Raw genomic sequence first — 14916 nt, 5'->3', positions numbered from 1 at the left:
GATGCCCCTCACTCAAGCCGATCTGAGTGACGAGGAGTTACACCGTGACGCGTCGACCCACGCTGAAGGTATGGGCCGTGGTGCCCGCGCTTGCCCTGGTACTCGCGGGCTGCGGCAGCGACGACGGGGGTGGCTCCAGCGGTGGCGACGCCGGTGGCACCGGCGTGGAGCTGGTGAACGACGGCAAGCTGACCAACTGCACCGGCCTGCCGTACAAGCCGTTCGAGTACGAGGAGGGCGGCGAGGTCATCGGCTTCGACATCGACCTGGTCGACCTGGTCGCCAAGAAGCTCGAGGCCGAGCAGGAGATCATCGACACCCCGTTCGACGGCATCCAGTCCGGTACCGACTTCAACACCGGCAAGTGTGACCTGTCCTCGGCGGGCATGACGATCACCGACGACCGCAAGGAGAACATCGACTTCTCCGACCCCTACTTCGACGCCACCCAGGCGCTGGTCACGAAGAAGGGCGCGAACATCACCGACCTCGCCGGCCTCAACGGCAAGCGCCTCGGGGTGCAGAACTCGACCACCGGGCAGACCTACGGCCAGGAGAACGCCAAGGGCGCGGAGGTGGTGGTCTACGAGGACCTCGGCCTGCTGCTGACCGCCGTGGAGACCGGCCAGGTGGACGCCGGCATCAACGACAACGGCGTGCTCTACGACTGGGTCAAGGAGAAGACCGACTACGAGGTCACCGCCGAGTTCGACACCGGTGAGCAGTACGGCATCGGGGTCCGCAAGGGCAACACCGCGCTGCTCGAGGTGATCAACGAGGCGCTGGCCGAGGCCAAGGAAAGCGGCGAGTACGACAAGATCTACGAGAAGTGGTTCGGCACCAAGCCGGACGCCAAGTAGTCGGTCACCGGAGGGCTCACGCGAGGCGCGTGAGCCCTCTTTCGTCGTGAAGTGCCGCTCGTCCGAGGAGTTGTGTCTCAGATGGCCATGTCCAAGCGCAAGCGGGCGCAGGTCTTCCGCTGGGTCCAGTACGCGATCCTGATCGTGGTCGTCGCCCTGGTGGCGATCTTCGCCGACTGGGGGCGGATCGCCGACACGTTCTTCAACCTTGAAGACGCGCGGAACATGTTCCCCGAGGTGATCACGGTCGCGTTGGTGAACACCGTTCTGTACACGGCCGCCGGGTTCGCCCTCGGCCTGGCGCTCGGCCTGGTGTTCGCGCTCATGCGCCTGTCCTCGGTGGCGCCCTACCGCTGGATCGCCGGCGCGTACATCGAGTTCTTCCGCGGCCTGCCGGCCCTGCTGGTGCTGCTGGCCATCGGCTACGGCATCCCGCTGGCCTTCGGCACCTTCCTCGACAAGTTCACGGCCGTGATGATCGGTCTGGGCATCGTCTCCTCCGCCTACATCGCCGAGACCCTGCGCGCCGGGATCCTCGCCGTGCCGAAGGGCCAGATCGAGGCCGCGCGGTCGCTTGGCATGTCCCAGGTCCGGACCACGTTCACCATCGTCATCCCGCAGGCGTTCAAGATCATCCTGCCGCCGCTGACCAACGAGCTGATCATGCTCACCAAGGACTCCTCGCTGGCCTACGTGCTCGGCGCGTCGCTCGACGAGCTGGAGCTGACCCAGTTCGCCAGGCAGGAGATGAACACCGCGGGAAGCCTGACGCCGTTCGTGATGGCCGGCATCTGCTACCTGATCATCACCATCCCGCTGTCCTACCTGTCGCGGTACCTGGAGCGCCGTACCGGCGGAGCCAAGATCAGCACTCCCGAGTCGACCGAGGTGAAGGCATGAGCACGGCGGAGACGACCCAGGAGACTTCCGACATCGCGGTCCGGATCACCGACCTGCACAAGTCGTTCGGCTCGGTCGAGGTGCTGCGCGGGATCGACGTCGAGGTCAACCGCGGCGAGGTGGTGTGCGTCATCGGCCCGTCCGGGTCGGGCAAGTCCACCCTGCTGCGCTGCGTGAACATCCTGGAGGAGCCGACCAGCGGCACGGTCGAGGTCGACGGGGTCGAGCTGACCGACCCCGACGTCGACATCGACGCGGCCCGCACCAAGATCGGCATGGTCTTCCAGTCGTTCAACCTGTTCGCCCACCTCAACGTGCTGAACAACCTGACCATCGCGCAGCGCAAGGTGCTGCGGCGCAGCCAGGCCGACGCCGAGAAGACCGGCCTCGCGAACCTGGAGCGGGTTGGCCTTGCCGGCCGGGAACGCGCCATGCCCAACGAGTTGTCCGGCGGGCAGCAGCAGCGGGTGGCCATCGCCAGGGCGCTGTCCATGGACCCGGACGTCATGCTCTTCGACGAGCCGACCTCCGCGCTGGACCCGGAGCTGGTCGGCGACGTGCTCACCGTCATGCGCCGGCTGGCCGACGAGGGCATGACCATGCTCGTGGTCACCCACGAGATGCAGTTCGCCCGCGAGGTCGCCGACAAGGTGCTGTTCATGGACGCCGGCCAGGTCGTCGAGCAGGGCCCGCCGGCACAGGTGATCGGCGACCCGCGCGAGGAGCGCACCCGGACGTTCCTGTCCAGGGTGCTCAACCCCACCCACGTCGACACCCACGCCGACACCGACGCCGGCCAGGCGGACTAGCCTCCGGGAACCTTCCATGGCATGGCCCGCCCCGCTGGGCGGATCATGGTAGGAACATGGCCGGGGCTGGGGGATGTCGATGACCGAGGAAGTGACCAACGGGCGCAGGCTGGATCCCTTCGATCCGCAGCCGCCGGAGTGGGCCAGGGTGCGGGCGGTCGACGTCGTCCGCCAGGTCGTGGAGTTCGAGCCGGGCATCGCCGGGCGGATCCGCCGCCGGGCGACCACCTCGCCGGTGCTGCGCTTCGCCGACCGGTGGATCGTCGGCGTGCTCGACCTGCGCGCGGTGGAGTTCCCGCACTACCTGGAGTTCGTCCGCTGCCGGTTCGACGCCCCGCCCGACCTGCGTCAGGCCAAGCTGGCCGGCTGCGAGTTCAACCAGTGCCAGCTGCCCGGCCTCGAGGGCCGCAACCTCTACAGCGACAACGACATCCGGCTCATCGGCGGCACCAGGGTGCGCGGCCGCCTTGACCTGACCGACGGCGAGATCAGCGGCTCGCTCGAGCTCACCGGCAGCCGGATGGACAACCCTGGCGGCTACGCGCTGCACGCCGACCGGCTGCAGCTGGCCGGGGCGCTGCTGGCGGCCAACCTCGAGGTCCACGGCCAGCTGCGCATCCCCGGCCTGCGCACCGGCGGCAACGTCAACCTCGCCGGCGCGTGGCTGCACAACCCGGAGGGCTTCTCGCTGGACGGCAACGGCCTGCAGGTCGGCGGGAACCTGCAGTGCGTGCCGACCAAGGAGCGCCGGTTCCGCTCCATGGGCATGATGTTCCTGCCGAGCGCGAAGGTCGACAGCGACTTCTCCTTACGTGGCGCGCAGCTGGTCCCCGCCACCGCGGTCCAGGACCGGCACAACCGGCAGGAGCGCTACTTCGACCCGAGGGCCGCGCTGATCGCCGACCGGATGCGGGTGTCCGGCAACATCAACCTCGACCAGGGCTTCGAGAGCACCGGCACGGTGCGCATCGTGAACGCCAGGATCGGCGGCTCGCTGCGGCTTACCGGCGCGCGGGTCGACCTGTCCGAAGGCAAGGAGCCGTTCTCCGAGGTCCCCGGCAGCAAGGCCGCCCCCGGCCCGTACCCGTACCGGGCGCTGCACCTGGACGGCTGTGAGATCGACAGCGGCCTGGACGCGCGCAACGCCCGGATCGCCGGCCAGATCCGGCTGGTCGACGTGCGGGCGCGGGGCAGCGTGCTGTTCGACGGCGCCACCCTCAGCAACCGCAACGGCGACGTCATCGAGGGTCGCCGGTTCACCACCGGCGGCAACCTCGACGCGCGAGGGGTCACCGTCTTCGGCTCGGTGCTGCTGCCGGAGGCCGACATCGGCGCCAACCTCGACCTGCGCGCGAGCCGGTTCATCAACCCCGGCCGCTACCGCCGCGACCGCTCCCGCAAGCCGTCGGTCGACCTGCGGGTCGCCCGGATCGGCCGTGACCTGGTCTGCGCCAGGGGAGAGCGGGAGAACCAGTCGTTCTCCGCGCACGGCGAGATCCGCATCCGGCGCACCGAGGTCGGCCGGCAGACCAACTTCCAGGGAGCCGAGGTCGGCTCCAGCCTGAGCGGCACCGCGATCAACGCGATCGGCCTGATCACCCAGGACCTGCGCCTGGACGTGGCTGTCCCGCCGAAGGGCCGGGTGAACCTGCGCCACGCCAGGTGCGCCTCGCTCAACGACAACGACAAGTTCTGGGACGCCACCGGGCACATCGAGCTGGACGACTTCCGCTACGACGCGCTGGCCGTGCCGATCGAGCTGGACGACGACAGCCAGATCAAGCGTCGCCTGCGGCTGCTGCGCAAGGCGATGGGCGGCAGCTACCGCCCGGGACCCTACGACCAGTTCGCCGCCATGCTGCGCGGCAGCGGCAACGAGGAGCACGCGGCCGAGGTGCTGATCGCCAAGCAGAAGTGGCGCTACGTCGCGCTGGCCGAGGGCTACTCGGTCTTCGGCCCCGGGGTGCGCTTCTGGAGCCTGTTGCAGCGGGCGGTCGTCGGCTATGGCTACAAGCCGATGCGCGCGCTGCTCTGCCTTGGTGTGCTGCTGTTGGCCGGCACGCTGGTCTTCGCCATGATGCCGGTGCCGGTCGAGACCAACGCCGACGACAAGCTGGTGTGGAACCCGTTCCTCTACACCCTCGACCACCTGGTGCCGATCGTCGACTTCGGGCACAAGAACAAGTGGCTGTTCAACAGCACGTTGCAGTGGTTCTCCGCGGGGCTGATCGCCTGCGGCTGGGTGCTGGCCACGACCGTGGCCGCCGGCCTGACCAGGATGCTGCGCCGCTCCAGCTGATGTTGATCAGCGTCGCGATCGGGGCGCTGGTTAGATAGTCGGCCATGAAGGCACCGAGTGCGTCCGCCCGCACCGCCATCGCCGCCCCGGCGGAGGCCGTCTACGCACTGGTCAGCGACCTGCCAGGGCTGGCCAGCCTCGCCGCCGAGTTCGAGCGCGGCAGCTGGCTGGACGGGCGGACCGGGGCCGAGGTCGGCGCCCGGTTCCGCGGCCACAACCGGCGCGGGCTGGCCCGCTGGTCCACGACGTCCACGGTGACCGCCGCCGACCCCGGCAAGTGCTTCGCCTTCGACGTCGACCTGCGCGGGGTGCCGATCGCCCGCTGGCGCTACGACATCGTCACCACCGGGGCCGCCGGCTGCCTGGTCGAGGAGAGCACCTGGGACCGCCGCCCGTCCTGGGCGGTGCCCATCGGCAACCTCCTGGTCGGGGTGCGCTCCCGCGCCGACCACAACCGGCGCAACATCGAGCACACCCTGCGACAGCTCAAGCTGGCCGCCGAGCGCGCGGACCCTAGCGCCTGACACCTCACACCGCGCACCGGGGCGGTCGTTATCATTCGCCAGTGCCCGAACTCAAACTCGAGATCCAGATGCTGCACGACAGGTTGTTGGTGCAGCTCACTCCCGAGGAAGGGGAGCGGCGCAGTACGGGTGGCATCGTGATCCCGGCGACGGCCCAGATGGCCCGCCGCCTTGCCTGGGGAGACGTGCTCGGTGCCGGTACGAACGTGCGCAATGTGAAGGTCGGTGACCGGGTGTTGTTCAATCCCGATGACCAGCTGGAAGTCGAGGTCCAGGGGCAGACCTACTTGGTGATGCGGGAGCGGGACATCCACGCCATCGCCAGCGAACGCACCGAGCACGGCACAGGTTTATATCTCTAAGGGGAGACAGTCGTGGAGCCACAGTGGCCGAAATCGCACGCGGACCAGACCGACGTGCTGATGCCCGTGAGCAGACCTCCCGCCGGTGAGGAACCCACGGTCAGGATCCAGTCCCCGATCGCACCTCCCGGCCAGCCAGGCGATGGCACCGAAACCGGAAAACCGAAGCCGAACCTGCGCAAGGCGGGCATCATCGCCGGCGCCGTGTTCGGGGTGCTCGCCGTCCTCTACGGCATCGACCTCGCGCTGACCAGCGGTGAGGTGCCCCGCGGCGTGACCGTCGTCGGCGTCGACGTCGGCGGCGAGTCGCGGAGCGACGCCGAGGCGATGCTCCGTGCGCAGATCGAGCCGAGGCTTACCAGCCCGGTGCAGGTCGCCGCCGGGGACGTGCAGACCAAGCTCGAACCGGCCAAGGCCGGCCTGACCATCGACTGGCAGGCGACCCTGGACAACGCCGGCGACCAGTCGCTCAACCCGTTCACCCGGCTGACCTCGTTCTTCACCAGCGAGGAGGTCGGGGTCAGGACGACCACCGACGACGCCGCGCTGACCGCCGCGGTCGAGGCCCTGCGCGCCGAGACCGACCGCGCGCCGGCCGAGGGCGGCGTCAAGTGGACCGGGACCACCCCGACCGCGATCGAGCCCAAGCAGGGCCAGAAGCTCGACGCGCCGGCCGCCAAGGACGCTCTGATCGCCCACTGGGCCACCGGTGAGGCCATCGAGCTCCCGGTCGAGACCACGCCGGTGAAGACCACGGCCGAGGGCGTCCAGCGGGCCGTCAAGGAGATCGCCGAGCCCGCCGTCTCCGGCCCGGTCGTCGTGCACGGCGAGGGCAAGGACGCCACCCTGAAGCCGGCCGACATCGCCGCCGCGCTGGTGTTCACGCCGGCCGAGAAGGGCGGCGGGCTGACCGCGAAGCTCGACGAGAAGAAGGTCATCAACGCCTGCAAGCCGCAGCTGGCCTCGACCGAGGTCGAGGGCAAGGACGCCGAGGTCGTGTTCAGCGGCGGCGCGCCGTCGGTCACGCCGAGCGTGGACGGCAAGGGCGTCGACTGGAAGAAGAGCCTCACCCCGTTGCTGGACGTGCTGAAGAAGAGCGACGGCCGGGAGATCACCGCGACCTACGCGGCCAAGCCGGCCAAGGTGACCACCGACGCGGCGAACAAGCTGGGCATCAAGGAGGTCATCGGCGAGTTCACCACCGAGGGCTTCGCCGCCGACTCCGGGGTCAACATCCGCGTGGTGGCCCAGCAGGTCAACGGCGCCATCGTCAAGCCGGGCGAGACCTTCAGCCTCAACGGCTTCACCGGTCCGCGAACCAAGGCCCAGGGCTACGTCGAGGCCGGGGTGATCAAGGACGGCAAGGCCGACCGCGCGGTCGGCGGCGGCATCTCCCAGTTCGCCACCACGCTCTACAACGCCGCCTACTTCGCCGCGATGACCGACGCCGGCCACCAGGAGCACAGCTACTACATCAGCCGCTACCCGGCGGCCAGGGAGGCCACGGTCTTCCAGAACCCGGACGGCAGCAGCGTCATCGACCTGCGGTTCACCAACGACGCGGACACCGGCGTGGCCATCCAGACGGTCTGGACGCCGAGTTCGCTCACCGTCCGGATCTGGGGGACCAAGCGGTACGAGGTCGAGTCGGTCACCGGCGGTCGGTCGGCGTTCACCCAGCCGGAGGAGAAGGAGGGGCCGAAGGAGGAGTGCCACGCGAGCGATGGCGCCCAGGGCTTCACCACGACCGACACCCGGATCATCCGGGACGCGGCCTCCGGCGGGGAGATCAGCCGCAAGACCCGCACGGTCAAGTACAACCCGCAGCCGAAGATCGTCTGCAAGCCGCCGACCGGCTGAGCGGACAGCCTCCGACGAGGGCCCCGGTGGGGCCCTCGTCGAGATCAGTGCCTGATCAGGCGTGTGAACGGGTCCTGGACTTCGGGTAGAGCGACGTCGCGATGAGCACGGCGATCACCGCGGCGATCACCTGGAAGATGTGCCGCCACCAGTCGAACCCGTCGGTCTCGGCGACCCCGGTCCAGCCGGCCACCAGGTTGCCAACCAGCGCGCCGACGATGCCGGCGAGGATGGTCAACCAGAAGGGAATCGCCTGCTTACCGGGAGCGAGTAGCCGCCCCAGGATGCCCAGAATGATTCCGGCGATGAGCAGGCCGATAATTGCACTTGCTGACCACATAGGTGCTCCTCAGCAATTCGGTGGTACCAGACAGGTACCACCGATTCACCGAAACCACACCTTCAGGTCGGGTCACGAATCAGAACGCGGCCTCGTCCAGCTCCATCAGTGAGTTGTCGGCCGCCTCCACGATCCGCCGGCCGGCGGACAGCTCGGGCAGCACGTTGCGCGCGAAGAACGACGCGACCGCGATCTTGCCCTCGTAGAACGCCTGGTCACGGCCGGTGTTGCCGGCGTCGAGGGCGGTGATGGCGACCTCGGCCTGGCGCTGGAGCAGCCAGCCGACCAGCAGGTCACCGGTGGCCATCAGCAGCCGGACGGTGTGCTGGCCGACCCGGTAGACGCTCTTGGGGTCCTGCGGTGACGCGGTGAGGAAGCCGATCAACGCGCCGAGCATGCCCTGGACGTCCTCGAGGGCCTGCTTGAGCAGGGCGCGCTCCTCCTTGAGCCGGCCGTTGCCGCTCTCCGCCTCGATGAACGAGGTGATCTCGCCTGCCAGGTAGGTGAGCGCGCTGCCCTTGTCCCGCACGATCTTGCGGAAGAAGAAGTCCAGCGACTGGATCGCGGTGGTGCCCTCGTAGAGCGAGTCGATCTTCGAGTCGCGGATGTACTGCTCGATCGGGTAGTCCTGCAGGAAGCCGGAGCCACCGAGAGTCTGCAGCGACTGCGCGAGCTGCTCGTAGGCCCGCTCCGAGCCGACGCCCTTGACGATCGGCAGCAGCAGGTCGTTGACCCGTTCGGCCAGCTCCCGGGACTCGTCGGTGCCCTCGCCGGTCCACGCGAGGTCCTGGAGGGTGGCGGTGTACAGGTACACCGCGCGCAGGCCCTCGGCGTAGGCCTTCTGCAGCATGAGGCTGCGGCGGACGTCCGGGTGGTGGGTGATGGTGACCCGGGGGGCGGTCTTGTCCAGCATCTGGCTGAGGTCGGCGCCCTGGACGCGCTCCTTGGCGTAGCTGAGGGCGTTGAGGTAGCCGGTGGACAGCGTGGCGATGGCCTTGGTGCCGACCATCATCCTGGCGTACTCGATGACCTGGAACATCTGCGCGATGCCGTTGTGCACGTCGCCGACCAGCCAGCCCTTGGCCGGCACGTCGTGCTGGCCGAAGGACAGCTCGCAGGTGGTGGAGACCTTGATGCCCATCTTGTGCTCGACGCCGGTGACGAAGGCGCCGTTGCGCTCGCCGAGCTCGCCGGTCTGGCCGTCGAAGTGGAACTTGGGCACGACGAACAGGGACAGGCCCTTGGTGCCCGGACCGGCGCCCTCGGGGCGGGCGAGCACCAGGTGGATGATGTTCTCGGTGAGGTTGTGCTCACCGGAGGTGATGAACCGCTTCACGCCGTCGATGTGCCAGGAGCCGTCGTCCTGCTGGACGGCCCTGGTCCGGCCGGCGCCGACGTCCGAGCCGGCGTCCGGCTCGGTGAGCACCATCGTCGCGCCCCAGCCGCGCTCGATCATCAGCTGAGCCCAGCGCTGCTGCTCGGTGGTGCCGTTGTGGTGCAGGACCTGGGCCATGTTCGGCCCGGACAGGTACATGAACAGGGCGGGGTTGGCGCCGAGCATGAGCTCGGCCAACGCCCACTGGACCGAGGGCGGCAGACCGAGGCCGCCGAGCTCGTTGTTCAGGCCGATGCGCCACCACTCGCCGTCCCACAGCTGCTGGTAGACGGCCTGGAACTGCTCGGGAAGGGTCACCGAGTGCGTTTTGGGATCGAAGACCGGCGGGTTGCGGTCACCGACGGCGAAGGCGTCCGCCAGCGGGCCGGTGGCCAGCTTGTTCAGCTCGGCGAGCACACCGCGGACGGTCTCCTCGTCGGACTCGGCGAGTACGCCGGTACCCAGCCGTTGCTGGATGTTGAAGACTTCGAAGAGGTTGAACTCGAGGTCCCGGACGTTGCTCTGGTAGTGACCCATTGTCGGCTCCCCGTTTCGCTGTCCCCTACTCGGCGGTAACATCAGGATATTACTTGCCGGTAGCGGCGGCAAGGAGGGTAGGTCGAACGCCACTCATTGGAGCGCATGAGTGACGGTGAGCGCCTCAATCCCGAGCGGAGCTCGACTCGGGCGTCGGTGGGTCGTCAACCAGCAGCACACCGGATCGGAAGGCGATCGCGACCGCGTGCGTGCGGTCCCGGGAGGAGAGCTTGCGCAGGATGCTCTTCACGTGCGTGCGGACGGTCTCGACGGAGACGAACAGCAGGTCGGCGATGGCCTGATTCTCCAGCCCGTCGGCGATCAGCTGGAGTACCTGGTGCTCCCGCCGGGACAACGGTTGCTGATGCGCGGGCTGCCGGCGGGCGGCGGTGGTCAGCGCGGGCGCCAGCGTCGGGTCGAGGTAGCGCCCGTCAAGGTGCACCGCCTGGATGGCGCGCAGTAACTCGGCCGGCTGAGCCGCCCGGCGCAGCGCCCCCCGAACGCCCGCGGCGAAGGCCCCGGACAGGTAGCGGTTGGTCCGGTGGACCTCGTCGACCAGCAGGATGACACCGATCTCCCGGTTGCCGGCGGTGAGCACCTGGGCGAGGTGCCCCCTCGGGTCGATGCTCGAGTCGAGCAGGACGACGTTCGGCCGGAGCCGCTCACACAGGCGGCGGCCGAGCGAGGCGGACTCGGCCGAGCCGACCCACCGCATGCCGGGCGCGCGGTTGACGAGGGAACAGAGCCCTTCGCGCACCAGCGGCATGCTGTCGATGAGCGCGACCCCGACCGTCGCGGTCACTTTCGCGATCCGGTGGTGGGTGCCCACGAGCATCGCCGTCCTCCCCTGGCTGGCACGGTCCACGACTCAGTGACGCGATGGTGGGGGTGGCGTGACGCGCGAGCTGAGGAGTTTTCATCGTTGGATGAGCAATAGCGAACCCTTAACACTGGGCGGGTTCGCCCCGCTACTCTTGGTGGCACTGTGGAGTCGGACATCGAGCGCAATGCGCAGGACTGGTTCAGGTTCATGGTCGACACGAACCTGGCCCCTGGTCTGCGCGCGCTCGGATTCTTCGGCGTCGGCCGGCGGTTCCGGATCGAGGGCACGCGCCACTGGGGCGAAGTCCTGGTGGAACAGGCGAGATCGTTCACCGCCAGGGCGGTGCGGTTCACCGTGCACGTGGGCGTCATGTCCCGCGACGAGTGGGCCGAGCAACTGCGCGTGCGGCCGTACTACCCGGCCAGCGAGGTGTCGAAGGCACACATGGGTTGGCAGTCGCCGATCGGCGAACTGGTGACCGTGGCCGGGTACCCGATCCGCGAGCTGTGGTGGGAGCTGGAGGTCGGTCGCCCGTTCGACTCACTGTCCGACGAGGTGCTGACGGCCGTCCGGGAGTTCGCCCTACCCGCCATCCGAACCAGGATGACCTAGCCACCCTGAGCGGAATGCCAATCACCATCAAGAGTTCGCCCGCGTGGTGATGTGATGCCCAACGCCGCCGTCATCGGCCAGGCGGTGGTCCTGTTCGTCGTCACCAACATCGACGACATCCTCATCCTGGCCCTGTTCTTCGCCAAGGGCGCGGGGCACCGGGGAGCGACCAGAGCCATCGTCGTCGGCCAGTACCTCGGCTTCATGGCAATCCTGGCCGTCGCGGTGGCGGCGGCCTTCGGCGCCACCTTCCTGCCGGCGGAAGCCATCCCCTACCTCGGCCTGCTACCCCTCGCCCTCGGCATCAAAGCCGCGGTAGAAGCATGGCAACACCGCAACGACCCCGACGACAAGAAAACCGCGACCAAAAGGGGCCCAACGGTACTGGAGGTAACCGCGGTCACCGTCGCCAACGGCGGCGACAACATCGGCGTGTACGTGCCGGTATTCGCCACCGAGGGCACCGGCGACATGAGTATCTACGTCGCGGTATTCCTCACCCTGCTCGCGGCATTGATCGCCGCCGGCCGCTTCCTCGCCACCCGCCCAACCATCGCCAAAGCGTTGTCCCGCTGGGGACACATCCTCCTACTGGCCGTACTGATCGCCCTCGGCCTACTGATCCTCATCGAAGGCAGTCTCCGCCATAGCTAATTGACCAGGCGGCTCCATCGGTGGATTTGTCTGGGTGTATTGGTTAGCTGTGGAGCGATTCACCAGCATGGCACAGGCACCAGCGTTGCCGTTGCCCTCCAAGAACCAGTTGAAGAACGCAGGAGATCGGATCCGCCGACGGGTAAACGGCATGCTCCTGTTGGACGGTGAACAGGCGGCATCCGATGCCCAACTCGTCAAGAGTTGGCGTTCGGCGCACTCGTCAGCCTTGACGACAACACGTGTTGGCCTTGGCGCGATTGCCATGGGGGAGCTTGGCCTCGCCTCGCAAGCGGGACTCGTGACCCAGCGGCTGAAGCGATTCGAGAGCATCGTGGCGAAACTTGTGCGATCTCAGACCAGGCTCGGTGAAATGGAGGACATCGCGGGTTGCCGCACTGTTCTCCCTGACCTTGAGGCTGTGGCGAGAGTGCATGAACAGCTTGCGCAGGCGGCACGAAAACGGGCTGAGATGGTCGAGGAGTGGGACAGTGCGCTGAGGCTGGATCTGAAGCACGAGACAGGCCCTGACGTGGTACTCAACTACTTCCGCCTGCTGGCTGATTACTACTTCGGCCTGGACTCTGGTGTGGCAAACTCGAACATAGACGTGTCGCCGCTGAAGACAGCAGAAGACGAGCTCGTCGTGTGGCTGAAGGAGGTTGACCATGGGTGACGTCGACACCTGGTTCTTGCTCATTCAGTACAAGCGTGCGGGCCGTACGGATGTGCAGTCCTTTGATGACCCTGCGGTAGCTGCCGCCGCCTACGGTGACGCTGAGCGACGATACAAGGACAGGATTCGCGGTTTGGACAGGACCGTGGATGTCCTTCTCGTCGGCGCTTCAAGTCTTGACGTGGTCAAGGAGCGCTACCCAAGCTACTTCGCGAGGGAGAAGTCGGTATCGGCAAAGGTACGTAAGCTCCTCGACAGTTTGCCTCCAGTCCCTGCGCATTGAGCACGCGGAGAGCACGACAGGCAATTTGGTCGTGAAAGACAGAAGCCCCGGGTCCACAGTAGACAACCTGTGACCTGGGGCTTCTGGCTGAGAGCGGATGACGGGAATCGAACCCGCGTTCTCAGCTTGGGAAGCTGATGTTCTACCATTGAACTACATCCGCAGTGCCCTGTGGCCAGGGCATCGCTGAGGATACACGGCCCTCGGGGCTAGGGTGAGCGGGTGTTGCTGAGTGATCGGGACCTCCGCAAGGAGCTGGCCTCCGGGCGGCTCGGGATCGAGCCGTTCGACGAGGAGATGGTGCAGCCGTCCAGCGTCGACGTGCGTCTGGATCGCTTCTTCCGGGTCTTCAACAACACTCGGTACACCCATATCGACCCCAGCCAGCAGCAGGATGACCTGACCTCGCTCGTCGAGTCCGAGGGTGAGGAGCCGTTCGTCCTGCATCCCGGTGAGTTCGTGCTCGGGTCGACGTTCGAGTCCGTCCTGCTGCCGGACGATCTGGCTGGGCGGCTGGAGGGCAAGTCCAGTCTTGGGCGGCTCGGGTTGCTGACCCACTCGACGGCGGGGTTCATCGACCCGGGCTTCGAGGGGCACATCACCCTCGAACTCTCCAACGTCGCCAACCTGCCGATCACGCTCTGGCCCGGCATGAAGATCGGCCAGCTCTGCCTGTTCCGGCTCTCCAGTGCGGCCGAGCACCCCTACGGCTCCTCCGCCGCCGGCTCCCGCTACCAGGGCCAGCGCGGCCCCACCCCCTCACGGGCGTACCTGAACTTCCACCGCGTCGACACCGTTCGCTAGGCGCCGTTCGCCGGCTACCGGTGTCAGCGCCGCTCCTGCCAGTGGAAACGCCGCCGCGGCGGCCAACGCGACCGGGTAGCCGAACGCGGTGATCAACGCGCCGAACAGCGGCGCGGCGGCCATCGCCACGGCGTTCTGGGCGGTGTTCTGCACGCCGAGCGCGCGGCCTGCCCAGAACGGGCCGGCCAACTCGGCGGTCGCGGTGAAGCCGAGGCCGTTGTCGGTCACCGACACCACCAGCGCGGCCACCAACGCGGCCACCGCCAGCCAGGAGTCGAGCAGGTCGCCGACCGCCCAGGCCACCATGGTGAGCATCGCCAGCACCGCGATCACCCGCATCGGGCCGAGGCGGTTGCCCACCCGGTCCGACCACACCCCGGCGGCCACCCGGCCGGCCGCGCCGGCCACCGACACCACGGCCACCAACTGGCCCGCCGCCACGGGATGCCAGTCGCGTTCGGACACCAGGAAGGTCACCGCGAAGGTCGCCGCCATGAACTGTGGGCCGACCAGCAGCGCGCTCGCCGAGTGCAGCCGTGCCAGGGTGCCGCCGGCGGCCGACCTGCGGTAGGGCGACGCGGTGCTCGCCGGTCGCGCCGGCCGTGGCGGGTCCACCACCACGACCAGCACCAGCACCGCCGACACCAGGCACAACCCCGCCGGTAACGCCAGCGCCGGCACGAAACCGAACCGCTCCGCGAGCCAGGGCAGGGTCGCGGCCGCGATCCCGACTCCCAGCGGCTGCGCGGTCTGGCGCAACCCCATCGCCAGCCCACGCTCGCGGGCCCCGAACCAGCCGAGCACCACCCGCCCGCTCGCCGCGTTCACCGACGCCCCGGCCGCGCCGGCGAGCATCAGCCCGCCGCCGAACAGCAGCAGCCCCGGCAGGAACAGGCTCGCCAGCAACAACGCCCCGGTCGCGGCCAGGCCGACGGCCAGCACCACGCGTTCGCCGTACCGGTCGGCGGCCGCTCCCCACGCGATCAGCGCCGCCAGCAACCCGACCAGCGGCGCGGACACCAACATCCCCGCCTCGGCCAGCGACAGCCCGTGCGCCGCCTGCGCCTGCGGGATCAGAAACGGCATCCCGTAAAGGAAACTCGACGTGGTGGCCTGCGCGATGATGCCCACCGCGAGGATCAGCCAGCGTCGGGTCATACCCCGCACGCTAACGCCAACATTCCGAAAAATGGGAATG

Annotated in this window: 16 protein-coding genes and 1 tRNA gene; 12 read left to right on the top strand and 5 right to left on the bottom strand. The window is 68.3% G+C overall.

Going from position 1 to position 14916, the window contains the following annotated elements:
- Window positions 1–44: 44 nt before the first annotated feature.
- The 7 genes from ACYVIP_RS09250 (at window position 45) to ACYVIP_RS09220 (ending at window position 7614) form a co-directional block, all read left to right on the top strand.
- Complete coding sequence (locus tag ACYVIP_RS09250; protein WP_460394148.1) at window positions 45–860, top strand: basic amino acid ABC transporter substrate-binding protein; 816 nt, start codon at window positions 45–47, stop codon at window positions 858–860.
- An 81-nt stretch (window positions 861–941) separates the two neighbouring features.
- Window positions 942–1760, top strand: coding sequence for an amino acid ABC transporter permease (locus ACYVIP_RS09245; RefSeq protein ID WP_460394146.1), 819 nt, complete (start codon window positions 942–944; stop codon window positions 1758–1760).
- Window positions 1757–2569, top strand: a complete 813-nt coding sequence (locus ACYVIP_RS09240) for an amino acid ABC transporter ATP-binding protein (RefSeq protein ID WP_460394144.1) — start codon at window positions 1757–1759, stop codon at window positions 2567–2569. Before ACYVIP_RS09245 ends, ACYVIP_RS09240 begins: the two co-directional genes overlap by 4 nt.
- 79 nt (window positions 2570–2648) lie before the next feature.
- On the top strand, window positions 2649–4868 hold the full coding sequence (locus ACYVIP_RS09235) for a hypothetical protein (RefSeq protein WP_460394142.1): 2220 nt from the start codon (window positions 2649–2651) through the stop codon (window positions 4866–4868).
- 44 nt (window positions 4869–4912) lie between these two features.
- Complete coding sequence (locus tag ACYVIP_RS09230; protein WP_460394140.1) at window positions 4913–5392, top strand: SRPBCC family protein; 480 nt, start codon at window positions 4913–4915, stop codon at window positions 5390–5392.
- Window positions 5393–5460: 68 nt separating this feature from the next.
- Window positions 5461–5754: a GroES family chaperonin gene (locus ACYVIP_RS09225; RefSeq protein WP_460394542.1), complete on the top strand. Its 294-nt coding sequence runs from the start codon at window positions 5461–5463 to the stop codon at window positions 5752–5754.
- Between the two features lie 60 nt (window positions 5755–5814).
- Window positions 5815–7614 (top strand): VanW family protein, encoded by a 1800-nt coding sequence (locus ACYVIP_RS09220; RefSeq protein ID WP_460394540.1) that lies wholly within the window; start codon window positions 5815–5817, stop codon window positions 7612–7614.
- A 55-nt stretch (window positions 7615–7669) separates the two neighbouring features.
- Here the strand turns inward: ACYVIP_RS09220 and ACYVIP_RS09215 are convergent, their stop codons facing one another.
- The 3 genes from ACYVIP_RS09215 to ACYVIP_RS09205 all read right to left on the bottom strand — a co-directional run bounded on the left by ACYVIP_RS09215 (window position 7670) and on the right by ACYVIP_RS09205 (window position 10701).
- Complete coding sequence (locus ACYVIP_RS09215; protein ID WP_460394138.1) at window positions 7670–7954, bottom strand: GlsB/YeaQ/YmgE family stress response membrane protein; 285 nt, start codon at window positions 7952–7954, stop codon at window positions 7670–7672.
- A 79-nt stretch (window positions 7955–8033) separates the two neighbouring features.
- Window positions 8034–9866 (bottom strand): acyl-CoA dehydrogenase, encoded by a 1833-nt coding sequence (locus ACYVIP_RS09210; RefSeq protein WP_460394136.1) that lies wholly within the window; start codon window positions 9864–9866, stop codon window positions 8034–8036.
- 124 nt (window positions 9867–9990) lie between these two features.
- On the bottom strand, window positions 9991–10701 hold the full coding sequence (locus tag ACYVIP_RS09205; protein WP_460394134.1) for a LuxR C-terminal-related transcriptional regulator: 711 nt from the start codon (window positions 10699–10701) through the stop codon (window positions 9991–9993).
- A gap of 195 nt (window positions 10702–10896) precedes the next feature.
- Between ACYVIP_RS09205 and ACYVIP_RS09200 the strand changes: the two genes are divergently transcribed.
- Genes ACYVIP_RS09200 through ACYVIP_RS09185 form a run of 4 tightly spaced genes read left to right on the top strand, consistent with a single transcriptional unit; the run spans window position 10897 to window position 12914 of the window.
- Window positions 10897–11301, top strand: a complete 405-nt coding sequence (locus tag ACYVIP_RS09200) for a DUF4304 domain-containing protein (RefSeq protein WP_460394132.1) — start codon at window positions 10897–10899, stop codon at window positions 11299–11301.
- Between the two features lie 54 nt (window positions 11302–11355).
- Entirely contained in the window at window positions 11356–11955 is a 600-nt protein-coding gene (locus tag ACYVIP_RS09195) for a cadmium resistance transporter (protein ID WP_460394130.1), read from the top strand.
- Between the two features lie 49 nt (window positions 11956–12004).
- Window positions 12005–12631, top strand: coding sequence for a nucleotidyltransferase family protein (locus tag ACYVIP_RS09190; RefSeq protein WP_460394128.1), 627 nt, complete (start codon window positions 12005–12007; stop codon window positions 12629–12631).
- Window positions 12624–12914 carry a hypothetical protein gene (locus ACYVIP_RS09185; RefSeq protein WP_460394126.1) on the top strand — a complete coding sequence of 97 codons (291 nt, stop codon included), beginning with the start codon at window positions 12624–12626 and terminating at the stop codon, window positions 12912–12914. The genes ACYVIP_RS09190 and ACYVIP_RS09185 overlap by 8 nt, the downstream gene beginning before the upstream one ends.
- Window positions 12915–13006: 92 nt before the next feature.
- Here ACYVIP_RS09185 and ACYVIP_RS09180 read toward each other — a convergent pair.
- Window positions 13007–13077, bottom strand: a tRNA-Gly gene (locus ACYVIP_RS09180).
- A gap of 59 nt (window positions 13078–13136) precedes the next feature.
- Here ACYVIP_RS09180 and dcd point away from each other — a divergent pair.
- A complete protein-coding gene (dcd, locus tag ACYVIP_RS09175) occupies window positions 13137–13718 on the top strand; it encodes a dCTP deaminase (protein ID WP_460394124.1) in 582 nt (193 codons plus the stop codon).
- On the opposite strand, the gene ACYVIP_RS09170 is transcribed toward dcd, so the two are convergent.
- Window positions 13674–14876 (bottom strand): MFS transporter, encoded by a 1203-nt coding sequence (locus ACYVIP_RS09170; protein WP_460394122.1) that lies wholly within the window; start codon window positions 14874–14876, stop codon window positions 13674–13676. The two genes, dcd and ACYVIP_RS09170, sit on opposite strands and share 45 nt — an antisense overlap.
- Window positions 14877–14916: the final 40 nt, after the last annotated feature.

Source organism: Actinophytocola sediminis (assembly GCF_054779715.1).
Note: the sequence above shows the minus strand (reverse complement) of the source record. Positions and strands in the feature narration are given on the sequence as shown.

What these genes read in the sequence shown, in the direction of transcription:
- ACYVIP_RS09245 (WP_460394146.1), top strand. Translation starts at nt 942, where the DNA reads ATGGCCATGTCCAAGCGCAAGCGGGCGCAGGTCTTCCGCTGGGTCCAG.
- ACYVIP_RS09240 (WP_460394144.1), top strand. Translation starts at nt 1,757, where the DNA reads ATGAGCACGGCGGAGACGACCCAGGAGACTTCCGACATCGCGGTCCGG.
- ACYVIP_RS09235 (WP_460394142.1), top strand. Translation starts at nt 2,649, where the DNA reads ATGACCGAGGAAGTGACCAACGGGCGCAGGCTGGATCCCTTCGATCCG.
- ACYVIP_RS09230 (WP_460394140.1), top strand. Translation starts at nt 4,913, where the DNA reads ATGAAGGCACCGAGTGCGTCCGCCCGCACCGCCATCGCCGCCCCGGCG.
- ACYVIP_RS09225 (WP_460394542.1), top strand. Translation starts at nt 5,461, where the DNA reads ATGCTGCACGACAGGTTGTTGGTGCAGCTCACTCCCGAGGAAGGGGAG.
- ACYVIP_RS09220 (WP_460394540.1), top strand. Translation starts at nt 5,815, where the DNA reads ATGCCCGTGAGCAGACCTCCCGCCGGTGAGGAACCCACGGTCAGGATC.
- ACYVIP_RS09215 (WP_460394138.1), bottom strand. Translation starts at nt 7,954, where the DNA reads ATGTGGTCAGCAAGTGCAATTATCGGCCTGCTCATCGCCGGAATCATT.
- ACYVIP_RS09210 (WP_460394136.1), bottom strand. Translation starts at nt 9,866, where the DNA reads ATGGGTCACTACCAGAGCAACGTCCGGGACCTCGAGTTCAACCTCTTC.
- ACYVIP_RS09205 (WP_460394134.1), bottom strand. Translation starts at nt 10,701, where the DNA reads ATGCTCGTGGGCACCCACCACCGGATCGCGAAAGTGACCGCGACGGTC.
- ACYVIP_RS09200 (WP_460394132.1), top strand. Translation starts at nt 10,897, where the DNA reads ATGGTCGACACGAACCTGGCCCCTGGTCTGCGCGCGCTCGGATTCTTC.
- ACYVIP_RS09195 (WP_460394130.1), top strand. Translation starts at nt 11,356, where the DNA reads ATGCCCAACGCCGCCGTCATCGGCCAGGCGGTGGTCCTGTTCGTCGTC.
- ACYVIP_RS09185 (WP_460394126.1), top strand. Translation starts at nt 12,624, where the DNA reads ATGGGTGACGTCGACACCTGGTTCTTGCTCATTCAGTACAAGCGTGCG.
- ACYVIP_RS09170 (WP_460394122.1), bottom strand. Translation starts at nt 14,876, where the DNA reads ATGACCCGACGCTGGCTGATCCTCGCGGTGGGCATCATCGCGCAGGCC.